12 protein-coding genes are annotated in these 18,252 nt (G+C 69.6%); 7 read left to right on the top strand and 5 right to left on the bottom strand.

What is annotated here, in order from left to right:
• Nucleotides 1-46: 46 nt before the first annotated feature.
• On the bottom strand, nucleotides 47-1,126 hold the full coding sequence (locus tag OG589_RS32635) for an ABC transporter substrate-binding protein (RefSeq protein WP_405141894.1): 1,080 nt from the start codon (nucleotides 1,124-1,126) through the stop codon (nucleotides 47-49).
• Nucleotides 1,127-1,240: 114 nt separating this feature from the next.
• Nucleotides 1,241-3,835: a PA14 domain-containing protein gene (locus tag OG589_RS32630; protein ID WP_405141892.1), complete on the bottom strand. Its 2,595-nt coding sequence runs from the start codon at nucleotides 3,833-3,835 to the stop codon at nucleotides 1,241-1,243.
• Nucleotides 3,836-4,084: 249 nt separating this feature from the next.
• Here OG589_RS32630 and OG589_RS32625 point away from each other — a divergent pair, with 249 nt between their 5' ends.
• Nucleotides 4,085-4,894, top strand: coding sequence for a DeoR/GlpR family DNA-binding transcription regulator (locus tag OG589_RS32625; protein WP_405141890.1), 810 nt, complete (start codon nucleotides 4,085-4,087; stop codon nucleotides 4,892-4,894).
• Nucleotides 4,895-5,025: 131 nt separating this feature from the next.
• Nucleotides 5,026-6,561: a sugar ABC transporter ATP-binding protein gene (locus tag OG589_RS32620; protein ID WP_405141889.1), complete on the top strand. Its 1,536-nt coding sequence runs from the start codon at nucleotides 5,026-5,028 to the stop codon at nucleotides 6,559-6,561.
• A 106-nt stretch (nucleotides 6,562-6,667) separates the two neighbouring features.
• Here the strand turns inward: OG589_RS32620 and OG589_RS32615 are convergent, their stop codons facing one another.
• Both OG589_RS32615 and OG589_RS32610 read right to left on the bottom strand, forming a co-directional pair.
• Entirely contained in the window at nucleotides 6,668-7,984 is a 1,317-nt protein-coding gene (locus OG589_RS32615; RefSeq protein ID WP_405141887.1) for a hypothetical protein, read from the bottom strand.
• A 120-nt stretch (nucleotides 7,985-8,104) separates the two neighbouring features.
• Nucleotides 8,105-9,715: a dolichyl-phosphate-mannose--protein mannosyltransferase gene (locus tag OG589_RS32610; RefSeq protein WP_405141885.1), complete on the bottom strand. Its 1,611-nt coding sequence runs from the start codon at nucleotides 9,713-9,715 to the stop codon at nucleotides 8,105-8,107.
• Between the two features lie 107 nt (nucleotides 9,716-9,822).
• Here OG589_RS32610 and rsmI point away from each other — a divergent pair, with 107 nt between their 5' ends.
• Together rsmI and OG589_RS32600 are read left to right on the top strand one after the other, a co-directional pair.
• Nucleotides 9,823-10,674, top strand: coding sequence for a 16S rRNA (cytidine(1402)-2'-O)-methyltransferase (gene rsmI, locus OG589_RS32605; protein WP_405152178.1), 852 nt, complete (start codon nucleotides 9,823-9,825; stop codon nucleotides 10,672-10,674).
• 168 nt (nucleotides 10,675-10,842) lie between these two features.
• The gene (locus tag OG589_RS32600) at nucleotides 10,843-12,396 is read left to right on the top strand and encodes a dolichyl-phosphate-mannose--protein mannosyltransferase (RefSeq protein ID WP_405141883.1); all 1,554 of its coding nucleotides are present in this window, start codon (nucleotides 10,843-10,845) and stop codon (nucleotides 12,394-12,396) included.
• On the opposite strand, the gene OG589_RS32595 is transcribed toward OG589_RS32600, so the two are convergent.
• Nucleotides 12,393-13,925, bottom strand: coding sequence for a hypothetical protein (locus OG589_RS32595; protein WP_405141882.1), 1,533 nt, complete (start codon nucleotides 13,923-13,925; stop codon nucleotides 12,393-12,395). The genes OG589_RS32600 and OG589_RS32595 overlap by 4 nt on opposite strands.
• A 111-nt stretch (nucleotides 13,926-14,036) precedes the next feature.
• On the opposite strand from OG589_RS32595, the gene OG589_RS32590 reads away from it, so the two are divergent.
• The 3 genes from OG589_RS32590 (at nucleotide 14,037) to OG589_RS32580 (ending at nucleotide 18,095) form a co-directional block, all read left to right on the top strand.
• The gene (locus tag OG589_RS32590; protein ID WP_405141881.1) at nucleotides 14,037-15,260 is read left to right on the top strand and encodes a glycosyltransferase family 2 protein; all 1,224 of its coding nucleotides are present in this window, start codon (nucleotides 14,037-14,039) and stop codon (nucleotides 15,258-15,260) included.
• Nucleotides 15,261-15,351: 91 nt separating this feature from the next.
• On the top strand, nucleotides 15,352-17,130 hold the full coding sequence (metG, locus tag OG589_RS32585) for a methionine--tRNA ligase (RefSeq protein WP_405141880.1): 1,779 nt from the start codon (nucleotides 15,352-15,354) through the stop codon (nucleotides 17,128-17,130).
• A gap of 113 nt (nucleotides 17,131-17,243) precedes the next feature.
• On the top strand, nucleotides 17,244-18,095 hold the full coding sequence (locus tag OG589_RS32580; protein ID WP_405141879.1) for a TatD family hydrolase: 852 nt from the start codon (nucleotides 17,244-17,246) through the stop codon (nucleotides 18,093-18,095).
• Nucleotides 18,096-18,252 lie beyond the last annotated feature (157 nt).

Raw genomic sequence — 18,252 nt, 5'->3', positions numbered from 1 at the left:
TCCCCCCTCCACGTCGGTTTCACGAGCGCGCCTGATGTTCCTGCGGTCAGTAGGCCTCGTCCAGACCCGCCTTGGCGGTGTCCCCGGCGTACTCGCGGTCGGAGATGATGACCTTGTCGGGGATCGGCTGCCCGTCCAGGAACTTCTGGGCGGTCTCGAAGGCCAGCGGGCCGAACCTCGGGTTGGACTCGATCACCGAGTACAGCCAGCCGTCGACGATGCCCTGCACCGCGCTGCGGGTGCCGTCCACTGAGACGATCTTGATGTCGCCGGCCTCCTTGCCCGCGCCCTTGAGCGCGGTGACCGCTCCGAGGGCCATCTCGTCGTTCTCCGCGTAGATCCCGTCGATGTCCGGGTTCGACTGGATGAGCTGCTCGGTGACCTGCTGGCCCTTCTCCCTCGCGAACTCCCCGGTCTGCTCGAAGGAGATCTCGATGCCCGGGGCCTGCTTCACCACCTGCTCCTTGAAGCCGTTGGTGCGCTCGGTGGTCACGTTGTTGCCAGGAGCGCCGAGCAGGATGGCTACCTTGCCCTTGCCGCCCAGCGCCTTGATCATCTGGTCGGCCGCGCGTCTGCCCTGCTCGGTGAAGTCGGACCCGATGAACGTGAGGTAGTCGCCGCACGACTTGGCGTTGATCTTCCGGTCGACCGTGATGATCGGGATCTTCTTGGCGGACGCCTGCTGGAGCACCGGCTCCCAGCCGTCGGAGTTCAGCGGTGCGATGACGAGCAGCTGAGCCCCCTGCGCGATCAGTTGCTGCACGTCGGTGATCTGCTTGGAGAACTGTGACTGCGCGTTGGTCACCCTGAGCTGCTGGATGCCCAGCTTGGCGGCCTCGTCCTTGATCGACCTGGTCTCGGCGATCCGGAACGGGTTGGCCTCCTTCTCCGACTGCGAGAAGCCCACCGTGGCGGTCTTCAGGTCGAACTTCTTGCCGCCGAACTGGTCCAGCGTGCAGGTCGGCCCGGATTCTCCGGACGGCGTCTGCACGACCTGCCGCCCTTGGGTGCTGCTCGCGGCCGGCGTGGCCGTGGTCTCCTCTGACTTGGCGCAGCCGACGGCCGCGAGGACCACGGCGAGGGTGACGGCGGCCGTCCGGACATGGCGGCCGGGCTCCATGGTCATGGTCGTCCTTCCCTTCGAGCTGACGTGCCTGTACGGCGACGTCTGATGGGGTGATCGGTCTGTCCATCGCGGGGAGGGGCCTGACAAGATCCCTCCCCGCGCACCGGAGGCAGGTCAGCCGCAGCCGACCGGTGTTCCGTCGGTGACGGCCTTGTTGGCGTCATGGACGCGCCGCACGTCGGGCTTCGTCACGGCCCGGTCGTACGTCATCAGGCCGTTGAGCTCGGTCTCCACGTCGGTGGTCTGCGTGTAGATCGCCGCACTCAGGCCGTCGCAGGTCTGGAGCCGCCGGAGCCGCTCGCTCATCTCCACGTACCGGTTGGTGAGCGCCACCGGGTCCGGTTCGACGGCGTAGCCCCATCCGCCGCCCGACCAGGTGTGCCCGATCACCGGCATGCCGAGCCCGCCGTACTCGCCGAGGACCGAGGCGCGCGTGCCGGTGGGCCGCTCCGGGCTGCCGGGGCCGGGGTAGATGTGGAAGTCCTTCACGTCGCCGTTGCCGCCGTCGACCGCGCCGCAGCAGTTGACGCCGCTCATGTTGTTCACGAGCCGGGACGGATCCCAGCCCTTGACCGTGTCGGCGAGCCTGGCCTGGTCGTACTGGCCCCAGCCCTCGTTCAGGGTCACCCACATCACGATGGAGGTGATGCTGCGGTGCTGGTCGACCATCTCCCGCAGCTCCGCCTCGAACTGCCTCCTGTCGTCCGCGTTGGAGGTGTCGAACATCGCCGGCATGTCCTGCCAGACCAGCAGACCGAGCTTGTCCGCCCAGTAGTACCAGCGGTCGGGCTCGACCTTGACGTGCTTGCGCACCGTGTTGAAGCCCATCCGCTTCGTCTGGTCCAGGTCGTACTTCAGGGCTTTGTCGGTGGGCGCGGTGTAGATGCCGTCCGGCCAGAAGCCCTGGTCCAGCGGGCCCATCTGGAAGATCGGCTTGCCGTTGAGCAGCAGGCGGTTGACGCCGTTCACCTGTCCGAGCGAGACCGAGCGCATCCCGAAGTAGCCGCCGACCGAGTCCACGGTCTTGTGCCCGTCCTTGAGCGCCACGCTGAGGTCGTACAGGAAGGGGTCTTCCGGCGACCACAGGCGGGGGTCGCGAACCGGCAGCCGCAGCTCGGTGCCGGCCGGTCCTGTGACCGTTCCCACGACGCGACCCTTGGCACGGGCGGTGACCACGGCTACCTTGCCGGTGGCGCCGGTCGCGTCGACGGTGACCTTGAGTGCCTTGCCCGGGACGTCCGGGGTGAGGCGCAGGGCGTCGACGCGCGCGGCGGGCGCCGGCTCCATCCACACGGTCTGCCAGATGCCCGACGCGGAGGTGTACATGATGCCGCCGGGGTTCAGCCGCTGCTTGCCGATCGGGTGGTGTTCCTTGTCGGTCGGGTCGTACACGCCGACGACCAGCTCCTGTGCACCCGAGGGCTTCAGCGCGTCGGTCACGTCAACGCTGTAGTGGCCATAGCCGCCCTTGTGGGCGCCGACCTGCTTGCCGTTGACGTAGACGGTGGACTCCCAGTCGACCGCGTCGAGGTGCAGGAGCAGCCGGTCGCCGCCGGCGCGGATCTTCCACCCGTTCGGCACGGTGAAGGTGCGGCGGTACCACATCCGCTCCTCGTGCCGCCCGATCCCGGAAAGGACGGACTCCACGGGGTAGGGCACGACGATCTTCTCGCTGAGGTCGCGTCCGAACGGCGGGGCCTCGCCCTGCTTGGCGCCGGCGAACTGCCAGGTCCCGTTGAGATTGCGCCACTGGTCGCGGGTGAGCTGCGGGCGCGGGTACTCGGGGAGCGGGTTGGCGGGGTCGACGTCCTTGGCCCACTTCGTCCGGAGCGTGTACGTCGAGCCGTTCACCACGACGACGTGGGAGAACCCCTCCAGCGCCTTGCCGTCGGCGAACGTGATGCCACCCTGGCCGTCGTACGAGAGCCGTACGGAGCCGCCGGCCTTGCCGGGAATGGGATAGGCCAGCTTCAGCCGGATCACCGATCGGTTGGTGGTGTCCTGCGACACGGAGGTGATCGGCCAGGAGGTCCCGGCGACGGTCAGGACGAGGTGATCTCGCGCGCCGGCGGGAAGCGCGGCGAGGTCGGCCCCGAAGTCGAGCGACACGGTGTCGCCGACGGCCTCGATCACCGCGGACCGCGGGCCGGGCGGGTCGAAGCCCTCGGGCAGGAAGAACGCCTCCGCGGGGACGATCTCCTTCGGCCGGCTCGGGCTCTCCCAGCGCAGGCGCAGGTTGGAGCCGCCGAAGTGCTCGAAGTACTCGACCTTGACGTCGTACTTGTGGCCGGCATCGAGGGCGATCGGGGTGCCGACCTTCTCGACGTCCCAGGTGTCCGTCCAGTTGTCGATCACCAGTTGCCCGTCGACCCAGAGCCGGAAGCCGTTGTCACCGATCATCGAGAAGGTGTAGGGCTCGGAGAACTTCGGCTCGATCTGGCCGGTCCACCGTACGGTGACGTCGTCCACGCGGCCGGTGAGGTCCTTGAAGACCGGTTCGAGATCGGGGAACTCGATGGAGGGGTCGACGACGGTGGCCTTGAGCTGCCCGAAGTCGAAGGCCCCGGGAGCCGTGCTGAGGTAGTAGTCACCGCGCAGCCCGTGGCGCGGCGCGTCGGCGGCGGTCGCGCCGGTCATCCCGGCGACCTGCCACGACAGGCAGAGGAGTACGGCGAGCAGGATGAGGGAACTTCGTCTCTTGGCTTGCATCCAGGGGGGTCCTTTCCGCATAAGGCGGGAAGCCGAGCCTTTTCGCGCAAAACCGAACATGTCCGGACTCGTACAGAGCCAAAATAAGCACCTCTGGACGCAAACAGTCAAGAGATCCGATCGCAAACGCTCTGAATCGGTCACTGCCGAAGGCGTAGCAGGCGGTCGGCGCCCGGCTCGCGGTGTCCTGGGTGGCCGACTATGATCAGAATCGGTTATACGTGCGGCACGGATGACAAGGTGGGAGCCGTGGGCGACACCGAGGGATCGGGGGAAGTCCGCCGGCCCGTGTTCGCCGCCGAGCGCAGGCAGCGCATCATCGAGCTGGTGCGCGTCAACGGCGCGGTCTCGCTGAGGGAGCTCGCCCTGGCGGTGCGGTCCTCGGAGGTCACGGTCCGCCGCGATTTGCGCGCCTTGGAGGCCGAGGGCCTGCTCAACCGCCACCACGGCGGCGCGACCCTGCCCGGCGAGCTGTCGCGGGAGCCGACGCACTCGCAGAAGGCGCAGGTCGCCTCCGTCGAGAAGAGCGTGATCGCCGACCTCGCGGCGTCCCTGGTCGAGGACGGCGACGCCATCGTGGTCGGGCCCGGCACCACCACCCAGGAGTTCGCCCGCAGGCTGAGCAGGAACACCGAGCTCGCCGTCGTGACGAACTCCCTTCTCGTGGCCCAGGCGCTCGCCGGCTCGCCGCGCGTCGAGGTCGTCCTCACCGGCGGCACCCTGCGCGGCTCCATCCACGCCCTCGTCGGCAGCGCGGCCGAGCACTCGCTCGCGGGCCTGCGGGTGCGGCGGGCGTTCATCTCGGGCAACGGGCTCTCGGCAGAGCGCGGGCTCTCGACCCCCAACCTCCAGGTGGCCAGCGTCGACCGCGCGCTCGCGGCGGCGGCCGAGGAGGTCGTCGTGCTCGCCGACCACACCAAGATCGGCATCGACACGATGGTGCAGACGGTGGCGGCCGAGCAGATCGACCACCTGGTCACCGACGACGCGGCCCCGCGCGACGTGCTCGACGAGCTGGCCGGCAAGGGCGTACGGCTGCACGTGGCCAGGCTCGGCTGACCTTGACTGGTTCTGATCGGCTGTGACCGGATAAGTTTCCTTCTGTTACGAGATTGTTTCCTCGCGCGATCACCATCGGTCCCAACGAGGTGTCTCCTCTCGCCCAGGCAGGCAGTCCGGGGAGGAAGCTGGTGACAGGTAGCAGCATGGTCCTCCAGGCCGCCGGCGTCCTGAAGAGCTTCCCCGGCGTCCGGGCGCTCGACCACGTCTCCGTGGCCGTCGCCGAGGGAGAGGTCCACGCGCTCATCGGCGGCAACGGCGCCGGCAAGTCGACCCTGGTCAACCTCTTCTCCGGGGTGTACCAGCCTGACGGGGGCGAGCTGCGCTATCTCGGCGAGCCCGTGAGGTTCGGCGGCCCGCTGCAGGCGCTGCGCGCGGGCATCGCGACGATCTACCAGAAGGGCAACCTCGCCCCCCAGATGAGCGTCGCCCGCAACATCTTCCTCGGCAGGGAGCCGCGCGGGCGCCTGGGGCTCATCGACTTCGCCCGGATGCACGCGGACGCCGAGGAGATCCTCGCCCGGTACGGCGTGCGCGCCGACGTCCGCCGTCCGGTCGCGTCGCTCCCCGCCGGGACCCAGCAGATGGTCGCCCTGGCGCGCGCCGCCTCGGCCGGGCCCCGCGTCGTGATCATGGACGAGCCCACGTCGTCGATGGAGCCCGGCGAGATAGAGACGCTGTTCGGCGTCATCAGCGCCCTCCGCGACGACGGCCGGTCGGTGATCTACGTGAGCCACCGGCTGGAGGAGCTCTACCGCATCTGCGACCGGGCCACGGTGCTGCGCGACGGCAAGGTCGTGCACACCGGCCCGATGGCCGGCCTCGACCGCTTCAGGCTCGTCTCGCTGATGCTGGGCAGGCCCTTCCACCCGCCGCGGGCCCCCGTGGACCTCGGCGGCGGCCCGGCCGACGAGCCTGGCGACCTGCCGATCCTTTCAGCCAGGGGGCTCAGCCGCCGCCATGTCCTCGCCGACATCTCGATCGCCCTGCGTTCGGGAGAGGTGCTCGGCCTCGGCGGGCTGCTCGGCGCCGGGCGCAGCGAGACCGCGCGGGCCATCGCGGGCGTGGAGCCCGTGGACGCCGGGCAGGTGACGGTGGCGGGCGCCCCGCTGGGCAAGTGGTCGATCAAGAGCGCCATCAGGGCCGGCGTCGGGCTCGTCCCGGAGAACCGCAGGACCGAGGGGATCGTCCCGACCCTGTCCGTGCGGGACAACATCGCGCTCGCGGCGCTGCCCCGCCTCTCGCGGGCCGGCATCGTGTCGGACGCCCGCCTCGACCGGGTCGTGGCGACCTTCATGCGGCGGCTGCGCATCAAGGCGGTGTCACCCGGCCAGCGGGCGGGAGAGCTGTCGGGAGGCAACCAGCAGAAGGTGCTGCTCGCCCGCTGGCTCGCCATGAATCCCAAGGTGCTCCTGCTGGACGAGCCGGGCCACGGCTTGGACGTCCCCAGCAGGGCGGAGATGCGCGCGCTCATCGACGAACTGGCCGTCGACGGGCTCGCCGTCCTGCTGATCTCCTCCGACGTGGCCGAGCTGGCGGAGAACTGCGACCGCGTGGTGGTCCTGCGGGACGGCAGCATCGCCAGGGAGCTCACCGGCCAAGACGTGACCGAGGACAACATCATGTCCGCCATCGCGGCCCCCGGCCTCGGAAGCGCCCGAAGCTGACGGCGTGCCGGCCGCGCCTCGTGGCTCAGCTCAGGGCGGTGACTTAGCCGGCCGCACCTCGTGGCTCAGCTCAGCGTGGTGACGTACTGCCGGGGGCGCCTCTGGCTCAGCTCAGGGTGACGTACTGCCGGGGACGGAGCGCCTGACCGCGCAGGGCCGCCAGGGCGGCGGCCCTGCCCGCCGGGGTCAGCTCGGCCGGGGCCAGCGCGTCCGGCGAGGGGGCGGGGGAGACGCACAGGTCGAACGCCTCCAGGCGGTGGCGCAGCTCCACCAGGGGACGGACCACGTCGGCGGGGGTCGCCGTGCGCCAGCCCTCGCCCACGACCACCTCGGTGACCCGCTCGGCCAGCGACCCGCAGGGCACCTCCTTGCCGTCGGTCAGGAGCATCAGCCCGACCTCGCGCACCGACATCTCCATCTCGCGCTCACCGGGCGCGGGCGTCAGCAACGCCGAGGACGCGGCCTGCCACATGGCCTCGGGGTCGGCGAGCAGCCTCCTGCCCGTCGCGGTGATCAGAAGCCTCCTGCCGGTGCGGTGCACGGCCCGCATCTCGTCCTCGGCCATGTGGCGCAGCGTGCGCAGGGCGGCGACGCCGCCCTCGCTGCGCGTGCCGGTCAGCGGCCAGCCGAACCGCTCGGCCGCCTCGACGACGAGCGCGCGGGCGATGTTGTGCCGCTGGGTGAGCGGCACGCCCCCGGGCCTGGCCGCCGTCTCCAGCAGCCAGCACAGGGCGGCGAAATGTGACCCCTCGGGGACGGGGACGGGCGCGTGGAGGCGTACCTCGAAGGGCTGGGCCAGCTCGCGGCGGGCCGCGCCGCGGCCGAGCACCCAGCGGTTGAGGCGCTCACCGTGCACGCGGTTGAGCCAGTTGTCGCCGCCCAGCTCGGTGCGGGGGGCCGTGAGCCAGCGGCGGGTCAGCGCCTCGGCGTGGGTCTTCCAGCTGCTCGCCGCCGGCTCCAGCTCGCCGGACACGATGGCGATCTCCAGCGCGGCCGAGCACGCGAGGTGGGCGCCTAACTCCTCGGGACCCATGATCGAGCTCCACCGGAGCTCCGGCACGTCGGGCGGCAGCACTCCGGTGGCGGCGAGGGCGCGCTGGTAGGCGGCCGTCCCGGCGTCCTCGCCCTCGCGCGCGTACGTCCGCAGGATCTGGGAGGTGGTCGGGGACGCGCACAGGGCGGCGTAGCGGTCCATGCCCCCGAGGCGCAGCAGTCTTCCGAGCGCCCTGGCGATGTCGCCGTGGTCGCCGGTCACCTTGAGGGGCAGCGTGTACCAGAGGAACTCGCACACATCGAGCTGAGTGATCGTTTCGAGCGGCTCGGCGCCGGTCAGCCACTCGACGGCGGTCCTGGCGTCGTCGGCGACGTCCGGATCGGAGCGCTCGAGCTCTGTCAGGAGCGCGGCAACGTCGGGTGCAGGCATGCCTCGCAGTCTGCCGTATAGGCCTGCGCCCTGACGACGACCACCACCACGGACGATTTCCACGTCACCTACCTGTAAGGCCAGAAAGAGCAGAAGGGCTGGGTTGTGCGGGTTGAGGGGTCATATCCAGCGGTCGAGCAGCATGCGCCGATGCCAATCGTCGTAGGGGATGATCTCGGCGGCGATAACGGGGTACAGCCACCAGAAGTTAATCAGTGCCACGAGCACGAAGGCACCCGAAAGCGAGGCCCCGATGATCCGCCGCACCGGCTCGCCGTTGGCCGGACCGATGAGCAGCCCGGCGGCGAGCACGATGGCGAGGATCATGAAGGGCAGCATGGGCGCCGTGTAGAACAGGAACATCGTGCGCTTGTCGGCCAGGGCGTAGTAGACCCAGGGCAGCCCGCCGATGGCGTAGGCCAGCAGCACCGCCCCGGCCCGCCAGTCACGGGTGGACACGTACCAGACGATCATGGCGAGCAGGGCGATGATCGCTCCGTACCAGATGACCGGGGTGCCGACGCCGAGCACGGCCTGCGAGCACTTCGCCGCCCCGCAGCCGCCCGGGCTCTCGTAGAAGAACGCCACCGGCCGCAGCAGCAGGGGCCACTCCCAGGGCCACGACTGGTACGGGTGTGACGAGTCGAGGCCGGTGTGGAAGCTCAGGACCATCCACTGGTAGTTCCACCAGGAGCGCAGGGAGTCGAAGATGAAGTATCCCCAGCCGCTGGAGGTGGCCTGGGCCCAGTTGCGGCCGTACCCGTAAGCGCTGGCGAACCACCCGGTCCAGCTCAGCATGTACCCCACCGCGGGCACCACCGCCATCGCCACCACACTGGTCGGCGCGTCCTGACGCACCACCCCCGCCAACGGCCTGCGCAACCCGATCGCCCGCCGCGCCACCGCATCCCACACCAGGCTCAACACCCAGAACGCCACCAAGAAGAACACACCGCTCCACTTGGTCGCACACGCCGCCGCCAGGCACAACCCCGCACCGATCCGCCACGGCCGCATCCCCAGCCACGGACCCACCCCACTCAGCCGCGACCCCTCATACCAAACAGCCAGCCGCTCCCGCGAACGATCACGATCGACCACCAGGCACCCGAACCCCGCCAGCACCCAGAACATCAAGAACACATCCAGCAACGCCGTCCGGCTCAACACGAAATGCAGACCGTCCAACGCCAAAAGCAACCCGGCCATGCACCCCAGCAACGTCGAACGCGTCATCCGCCGCGCCACCCGCGCCAAAACCAGGATCGACAACACCCCGACCACAGCCGCCGCGAACCGCCACCCAAAAGGATCGGCCCCGAACAACCACTCACCCACACCGATCATCCACTTCCCCAACGGGGGATGGACGACGTACGAGGCGCACTTGTCGATCTCGGTGGGCGCGCAGTGCTGCCAGATGTTGGCGTCGCCCTTGAGCAGCAGCTTGTCGGCGTCCTTCACCGCGACCCGCTCCACGCCGAACTTGATCAGCGAGAGTGAGTCCTTGGCGTAGTAGGTCTCGTCGAAGACCACCGCGTTGGGCGATCCGAGGCGGTTGAAACGCAGGAACGCCGCGAAACCGGCCACCAGCAGCGGTCCCAGCCATCCCCACAGGGGGCTGCCCTGGAAAGGCGGAACCAGCCGGTCGCGTACAGATCCCGGCTGTGCGGGCTCGTCGCGCGGCTCCGGCTGCTCGAAGTCCTGGTTAGGGAAGTCCGTCAGGGCCATCCGGACATCGTACGGGGCGGCTATTACGTCCAGCCTAAGAAACACCTCTTACGTACCCAATTGGGGGACTCATGCCCGAAGGTGCTGTGCTGATGACCTCCTCGTGCATGGGAGAGGATGGGCATGTGAACGACAACGGCAGGTTGGTCCTGGCGGGTGCTCCGATCGGGCGGGTCGACGACGCCTCCACACGGCTGCGCGAGGCCTTATCCACCGCGAACATCATCGCGGCCGAGGACACCCGCCGGCTGCGGCGGCTCGTCGCCGACCTCGGAGTGACGCTCGGCGGGCGCGTGGTGTCCTACTACGACGCCAATGAGGCGGCCAGGGCGAAGGAGCTGCTCGGCGCCCTGCAGGACGGTGAGACCGTGCTGGTCATCACGGACGCCGGCATGCCCGGGGTCTCCGATCCCGGCTACCGCCTGACGCACCTCGCCGTCGAGGCGGGCATCCCGGTGACGGCGCTCCCCGGGCCGTCGGCGGTCACCACCGCGCTGGCGATCTCCGGGCTGCCGAGCGACCGGTTCTGCTTCGAGGGGTTCCCGCCGCGCAAGCCGGGGGAGCGGGCCAGGCGGCTGGCGAGCCTGGCCACCGAGGAGCGCACGATGGTCTTCTTCGAGGCGCCGCACCGGCTCCAGGCCTGTCTGGTGGCGATGGCCGAGGCCTTCGGCCCCGAGCGGCCGGCCGCCGTCTGCCGCGAGCTCACCAAGACCTACGAGGAGGTACGGCGGGGCGGGCTCGGCGAGCTGGCCGAATGGGCCGGGGGAAACGTGCGGGGCGAGATCACGCTGGTCGTCGCCGGGCACGAGCCGAGCACGGCCGAGCCCGACCTCCAGGAGCTCGTGTACGAGGTCGCGCGCAGGGAGGAGGCGGGGGTCTCGCGCAAGCAGGCCATCGTCGACGTCGCCAAGTCCGCGGGCATCCCCAAGCGCGAGCTGTACGACGCCGTCCACCGCTGACGGCGATCGTCTCGCCTGGCCTTCTTGATCCTCTGGATGCGGGCCGCCCGTGGCGCATAGGGTGCCCGGGTGGCTGTTCGCGCCTTCCCCCTAAAATTTGCTGGAATTTTGCGGCTTCTTGGGAAACCGCCCGCCTCCTCGGCTGAGAGGCCGGGCTCGGTGCCCACGGTGCGCGACCGGCTGGTTCCGCCTTTCCAGGGCAGCCCCCTGTGGGGATGGCTGGCGCCGCTTCTGGTGACCGCCTTCGGCGCCTTCCTGCGGTTCGACCGCCTCGGGTCGCCCAAGGACATCGTCTTCGACGAGACCTACTACGCCAAGGACGCGCTGTCGCTGCTCAGGTACGGCGTCGAGCGCACCTTCCTCGGCACCACGAAGAACCCCATCGCCGACCCCCGGCTCCTGGCCGGCCGCAAGGACCTCTGGGTCACCTGCACGCCGGACGATCTCAACCCGTGCGCGCTGTACGTGGCGCATCCCCCGTTGGGGAAGTGGATGATCGGTGTGGGTGAGTGGTTGTTCGGGGCCGATCCGTTCGGGTGGCGGTTCGCGGCGGCTGTGGTCGGGGTGTTGTCGATCCTGGTTTTGGCGCGGGTGGCGCGGCGGATGACGCGTTCGACGTTGCTGGGGTGCATGGCCGGGTTGCTTTTGGCGTTGGACGGTCTGCATTTCGTGTTGAGCCGGACGGCGTTGCTGGACGTGTTCTTGATGTTCTGGGTGCTGGCGGGGTTCGGGTGCCTGGTGGTCGATCGTGATCGTTCGCGGGAGCGGCTGGCTGTTTGGTATGAGGGGTCGCGGCTGAGTGGGGTGGGTCCGTGGCTGGGGATGCGGCCGTGGCGGATCGGTGCGGGGTTGTGCCTGGCGGCGGCGTGTGCGACCAAGTGGAGCGGTGTGTTCTTCTTGGTGGCGTTCTGGGTGTTGAGCCTGGTGTGGGATGCGGGGGCGCGGCGGGCGATCGGGTTGCGCAGGCCGTTGGCGGGGGTGGTGCGTCAGGACGCGCCGACCAGTGTGGTGGCGATGGCGGTGGTGCCCGCGGTGGGGTACATGCTGAGCTGGACCGGGTGGTTCGCCAGTGCTTACGGGTACGGCCGCAACTGGGCCCAGGCCACCTCCAGCGGCTGGGCCTACTGGGTGTTCAGCTCGCTGAGGTCGTGGGTGGACTACCAGGTGCAGGTGCTCGGATTCCACACCGGCCTGTCAGAACCTCACGCCTACCAGTCGTGGCCCTGGCAGTGGCCCCTGCTCCTGAGGCCGGTCGCGTTCTACTACCCCACCGACAGCAAGGGCTGCGGGGCGGCGAAGTGCTCGGAGGCAGTGCTGGGGGTGGGCACCCCGGTCATCTGGTTCGGCGCGGTGCTCGCGCTGATCGCGTTGATCGCCTGGTACGTGGCCACCCGTGACTGGCGGGCCGGAGCGGTGCTGCTGGCCTACGCCGTGGGATGGCTCCCGTGGTTCTACTACGCCGTCGCCGACAAGCGCACGATGTTCCTGTTCTACATGGCGCCGATGCTGCCGTTCATGATCCTCGCGCTGGTCCTCGTGGCGGGGCTCCTCATCGGGCCCGCCAGGGGCGAGACCACGCGCAGGGCCGTCGGAGCCGCGGTCGTGGGGGCGTTCATGCTGCTGAGCGTGGTGAACTTCGGCTGGCTGTACCCGGTGCTGTCGGCCGAGCTGATCCCCTACGACGAGTGGAACCGGCGCATGCTCTTCCGCAGCTGGATCTAGGCGGCCGTCTCCCCGGCGGGCACGGTGGCAGGCACGGCGGAGGGCCTGCGGCGCGGCCGTACCACGCGGCGGAGCACGATGGCGGCGGCGAGGAACGCCAGAGGGGCCGCGGGCAGCAGGTAGCGGTAGTCGAATTCCGCGGTGGCGGCGGGGGCGACCACCAGGGCGGCGGACGCCACCAGCGGCAGGAGCGCGGGGCCGCCCAGCCGCCGCCAGCGCACCACGACGCCGACGATGCCCACCAGCAGGGCGAGGCCCACACCGAGGCCGGGCAGGTAGAAGATGCGCTGGTAGCGCTCCATGAAGGTCGCCCACGGCCAGTAGGCCTTGGTGCTGGCCCGGCCCTGCTCATAGGCCACCATGTCGCGGTCGGTGGTGCTCCCCTGCGGGTAGCTCGGCCACTTGGGCACCGACGACGTCTGCCTTACGGGGTCCTTCCTGCTGACCCCCTTGTTGGAGAACTGGTACTGGTTCCAGGTGTTGGCGTCGGGGAAGACCGGACGGTCCCACCGGAAGCTGCGCAGCAGGTCGCCGGTGACCGCCGAGAGGTAGTCGCCCGGCTGGGCCAGGATCGCGCGCTTGGCGAACTTCCCCGCCGCGTCGTTGATCGACCTGTCGAACTTGTCGGTGCCCCAGCGGTGCAGGACCTCGCCGAGGCCGCTGTACCAGAGGTAGAGCTGGGAGAACTCGCTGCGCTCGATGCTCGGGTTGTTGCACAGCGGGATCAGGTCCTGCTCGCGCTGGAGGTCGGGCTTGATCTTCTTGCAGTCGGCGAACTTCGCCGTGCGCATGTAGAGGATGAGCCCGTCGCTCTGGGTCATCGCGAACTGGCCGTTCGCGGCGGCGAACCACCCCATGTACGCCACGACCGGCACCGCGCAGGCCGTCACGACCGCCGTGATCGGCTTCCAGCCGGTGCGCTTGATGAGCAGGAACACCACGACCACGGCGAGGATGGGCAGGCCGATGCTGCGGGTGAGCGCGGTGAGCGCCAGCAGCAGGCCGACGGCCGCGCCGGTCCGCCACGACATCTTCCTGTGCCACAGGACCACCGTCACCAGCGCCACGATCAGCAGCGTGAACATGGTGTCCGACATGACCATCTGCTCTAGCTGGATCTGGTACGCGTCGAAAAGCACCGGCACCACGGCGAGGGTCGCGCCCCAGTCGGGCAGCCCAAATTTGCGTCTGAGAAGCACATAGATCAGCACCGCCGTCGCAAGACCCATGAGGTGCTGCGTAAAGACCACCAGCGCGAAGCTGTGAAAAGGCTTGAGGATCAGCAGCCAGAAGGAGTAACCGTCGGGGCGGATGGGATGCGGGCGGGGGTGCAGGGCGACCGAGACGTACTCGTAGGAGTCGTTGAACCACATCGCCGGCCGGTAACCGAGCATCGCGACCACTCTGAGCAGCGAACCCAGCGTGAAGGCGATCACGAAAAGGCGGCGCCGGCCCAGGAACCCGAGAAGGCGCGCACCCTTGCTCGGCGTCGGCACATCGGCCTGCGCCGGTTCGGCAACGGTCACCATGGTTTACAGGATGCCAGCCCTTTCGCGGACTTGACCCGAGCATCTGGGGGCAGAGGGCATCATGGTCTAACTACGCACCGGATGATCGAGGCGCAAACGAGGGGTTTCGACGTGGAACTGACCGTGGTCATGCCATGCCTGAACGAGGCGGAGACCGTCGAAACGTGTGTCCGCAAGGCGCTTGCCTGCATGGCGGAGCACGGCATCGAGGGCGAAGTGGTGATCGCTGACAACGGCAGCACCGACGGCTCCCAGCAGCTCGCCCGCGACGCGGGAGCCCGCGTGGTCCACGTGGACGAGAAGGGGTACGGCAACGCCCTGATCGGCGGCATCCGCGCCGCGCGCGGCCGCTATGTGATCATGGGCGACGCCGACGACTCGTACGACTTCACGGCGCTGCTGCCCTTCGTCGAGGAGCTGCGCGCGGGCGCCGACCTGGTGATGGGCAACCGCTTCCGCGGCGGCATCGCGCCGGGCGCCATGCCTCCGCTCCACAGGTACCTCGGCAACCCCGTGCTCTCGTTCATCGGCCGGCTGTTCTTCCCCAGCGCCATCCGCGACTTCCACTGCGGCCTGCGCGGGTTCCGCCGCGACTCGATCCTCAAGCTCGGCCTGCAGACCGGCGGCATGGAGTTCGCCAGCGAGATGGTCGTCAAGGCCACGCTTCAGGGCCTCAACGTGCGCGAGGTCCCGACGACCCTCAGCCCCGACGGCCGTTCGCGCCCGCCGCACCTGCGCTCGTGGCGGGACGGCTGGCGCCACCTGCGCTTCCTGCTGCTCTACAGCCCCCGCTGGCTGTTCCTGATCCCCGGCGCCGTGCTGATGGCCCTCGGCCTGGTGGCCGGCGCCGCGCTGACCTTCGGCCCGGTCTACATCGGCAAGCTCGCCTTCGACGTCGACACCCTGGTGGGCGCGTCGGCGATGGTCGTGATCGGCTTCCAGGCGGTGCTGTTCGGCCTGTTCACCAAGGTGTACGCCGCTGAGGAGGGCTTCCTCCCCGAGGACCGCCGCATCAAGCGCCTCGTCGACGTGGTCACGCTGGAGAAGGGCCTGGTGGCGGGCAGCCTGCTCGCGATCGGCGGCCTCGCGGGCATGGTCGCGTCGCTGGCCCACTGGCAGGTGCGCAACTTCGGCGAGCTGATCCCGGCCGAGTCGCTGCGCCTGGTCGTGCCGTCCGCGACCGCCCTCATCATGAGCTTCCAGACCATCTTCGCCGCGCTGTTCATCAGCATCCTCGGCATCCGCCGCACCAAGGAGACCCCGGTCGACGTCGCCGCCTCCGCCGCGGAGGAGGCCGCCGAGGCCGTCAAGCGCGAGGCCACCCCCGCCGCCTGACCTCGGCGGCGACCGGCCGGGGTGCTTGGAAGATCAGCGCAACCTTCGTAATCTGTTCGAGACGCCATGCCCGGCCGTCTAGGCTTGTCCCATGTCCCAGCACATTTTGACCGCCGTCGCCTGGCCCTATGCCAACGGCCCCCGCCACATCGGGCACGTCTCCGGGTTCGGGGTGCCGTCCGACGTCTTCAGCCGCTACCAGCGGATGGCGGGCAACAAGGTGCTGATGATCAGCGGGACCGACGAGCACGGCACGCCCATCCAGGTGCAGGCGGACAAGGAGGGCGTGACCGCCCGCGAGCTCGCCGACCGCTACAACCGGGTCATCACCGACGACCTCACCGCCCTGGGGCTGTCGTACGACCTGTTCACCCGCACCACGACGGGCAACCACTACGCCGTCACCCAGGAGATCTTCAAGGGTCTCTACAACAACGGCTACATCTTCCCGAAGACCACGATGGGCGCGGTCTCCCCGTCCACGGGCCGCACGCTCCCCGACCGCTACATCGAGGGCACCTGCCCCATCTGCGGGTACGACGGGGCGCGCGGCGACCAGTGCGACAACTGCGGCAACCAGCTCGACCCGATCGAGCTGATCAACCCCAAGAGCCGGGTCAACGGCGAGACGCCCAAGTTCATCGAGACCGAGCACTTCATGCTCGACCTGCCCGCCTTCGCCGAGGCGCTGGCCGGCTACATGCACGCGAAGCAGGGCGAGTGGCGTCCCAACGTCCTGAAGTTCGCGCTCAACCTGCTCGGCGACATGCAGCCCCGCGCGATCAGCCGCGACCTCGACTGGGGCGTGCCGATCCCGCTCGACGGGTGGAGCGACCGCGGCGACAAGCGGTTGTACGTCTGGTTCGACGCGGTCATCGGCTACCTCAGCGCCTCCATCGAGTGGGCGCGCAGGTCCGGCGACCCCGACGCCTGGCGGCAGTGGTGGCAGAACCCCGACGCCCGCGGCTACTACTTCATGGGCAAGGACAACATCGTCTTCCACGCCGAGATCTGGCCCGCGATGCTGCTCGGCTACAACGGCGAGGGGGTGCGCGGCGGCACGGCCGGGTCGCTCGGCAAGCTGGCGCTGCCGTCCGAGGTGGTCTCCAGCGAGTTCCTGACGATGGAGGGCCGCAAGTTCTCCTCCAGCCGCCAGGTCGTGATCTACGTCCGCGACTTCCTGGAGCGCTACGACGCCGACGCCCTGCGCTACTACATCTCGGTGGCGGGCCCCGAGAACCAGGACACCGACTTCACCTGGTCGGAGTTCGTCAACCGCAACAACGGCGAGCTCGTCGCGGCCTGGGGCAACCTCGTCAACCGGTCGATCTCGATGGCGGCCAAGAACTTCGGCGTGGTGCCCGAGGCGGGCGAGCTGACCGACGCCGACCGGGCGCTGCTCGCGCGGAGCCGGGCCGCGTTCCCGGCCGTCGGCGCCGAGCTGGGCAGGTCGCGGTTCAAGAACGCCATCACCGAGTCGTTCGACGTCGTGCGCGATGCCAACCGCTACCTCGCCGAGCAGGAGCCGTGGAAGATCAAGGACGACCCCGACCGGGTGAAGTCCATCCTGCACGTCGCGCTCCAGATCGTCGACGACGCCAAGACCCTGCTCACCCCCTTCCTGCCGAGCTCCTCGAACAAGATCTACTCCATGCTCGGCGGTGAGGGCGTCTGGTCGGGGATGCCCGAGATCCGCGAGGTGGACGAGGGCGGCACCCCCTACCGCGTCATCACCGGCCAGTACGACGGCGCGGCGGTGTGGGAGTCCAGGCCGATCCGGCCGGGCGTCCCGCTGGCCCCGCCGACGCCGCTGTTCCGCAAGCTCGACACCAAGGTGGTAGACGAGGAGCTCGCCCGCCTCGCCGAGTGAGCTGAGTGAGCTGAGTGAGCTGAGTGAGCGCAGTGAGTCCGAGTGAGCGCAGTGAGTCGAGTGGGCCCGGTGGGCCGTTCACGCCGGCCGGTCAGCACGATGGGGAGTCGCGAGTGACCACCGTTCCCGCCCCGCCGCCTCTGGGCGCCGAGGTGTTCGACAGCCACTGCCACCTGGACATCATGGTCGGCGACCGCAAGGCGTCGTCGGGTGATCCGGTGGCGCTGGCCGCCCAGGCGGCCGAGGGCAGCGTCGGGCGCATCCTCGCCGAGGCGCGGGCGGTGGGCGTCACCCGGCTGGTGACCATCGGGTACGACCTGCGGTCCTCCCGCTGGAACGCCGAGGCCGCGCGCGACCACGAGGGCGTCTACGCCGGGGTGGCGATCCACCCCAACGAGGCGCACGCGGCCACGCCCGAGACGCTCGCCGAGATCGAGAAGCTCGCCCGCGAGCCGCACGTGCGGGCCGTGGGCGAGACCGGCCTCGACTACTACCGCGACTGGGCCTCCCGCGCCGACCAGGACGCCTCGTTCCGCGCGCACATCGAGATCGCGAAGCGCACGGGCAAGGCGCTGGTGATCCACGACCGCGAGGCCCATGACGACGTGCTGCGCGTCCTCGCCGAGGAGGGGGCGCCCGAGGTGGTGGTGTTCCACAGCTTCTCCGGCGACGCCGGCATGGCCCGCAAGTGCGTCGACGCCGGATATTTCATGTCCTTCTCCGGGCCGGTCACGTACAAGAACGCCGCCTATCTCCGCGAGGCCGCCCGGGTGGCGCCGCAGGAGCTGATCCTCGTCGAGACCGACGCTCCGTACCTGCCGCCCACCCCCCATCGGGGCAAGCCCAACGCGCCCTACCTGATCCCGCTCACGATGCGCTGCCTCGCCCAGGTCAAGGGCATGGACGTCGACGACCTGGCCCGTGCGGTCAGCGCCAACGGCGAGCGCGTCTTCGGCGCCTGGTAAACGGCGGCGCCCGTCGTCGTCATGGCCGTGCCCATCGCCGGGTGATGAAGGCCGGTAACGCCAAGTGACCGCCATGTGACCCACTGTTTTCGGTGATCCGGTTGAGGTGTGCGCGGGGCGGCGCTAGCGTCGGCAGCCGGTCTACCCCGAAGGACGC

Source organism: Sphaerisporangium sp. NBC_01403 (genome assembly GCF_045040145.1).
GTDB classification, from domain to species: domain Bacteria; phylum Actinomycetota; class Actinomycetes; order Streptosporangiales; family Streptosporangiaceae; genus Sphaerisporangium; species Sphaerisporangium viridialbum.
The sequence above is the reverse complement of the archived record's forward strand: the minus strand, read 5'-3'. Positions and strand labels throughout refer to the sequence as shown.

Bases quoted from the DNA above. Each gene is read 5' to 3' on its own strand.
- OG589_RS32630 (WP_405141892.1), bottom strand. From the start codon at position 3,835: ATGCAAGCCAAGAGACGAAGTTCCCTCATCCTGCTCGCCGTACTCCTC.
- OG589_RS32635 (WP_405141894.1), bottom strand. From the start codon at position 1,126: ATGACCATGGAGCCCGGCCGCCATGTCCGGACGGCCGCCGTCACCCTC.
- rsmI (WP_405152178.1), top strand. From the start codon at position 9,823: ATGGGAGAGGATGGGCATGTGAACGACAACGGCAGGTTGGTCCTGGCG.
- OG589_RS32610 (WP_405141885.1), bottom strand. From the start codon at position 9,715: ATGGCCCTGACGGACTTCCCTAACCAGGACTTCGAGCAGCCGGAGCCG.
- OG589_RS32615 (WP_405141887.1), bottom strand. From the start codon at position 7,984: ATGCCTGCACCCGACGTTGCCGCGCTCCTGACAGAGCTCGAGCGCTCC.
- OG589_RS32595 (WP_405141882.1), bottom strand. From the start codon at position 13,925: ATGGTGACCGTTGCCGAACCGGCGCAGGCCGATGTGCCGACGCCGAGC.
- metG (WP_405141880.1), top strand. From the start codon at position 15,352: ATGTCCCAGCACATTTTGACCGCCGTCGCCTGGCCCTATGCCAACGGC.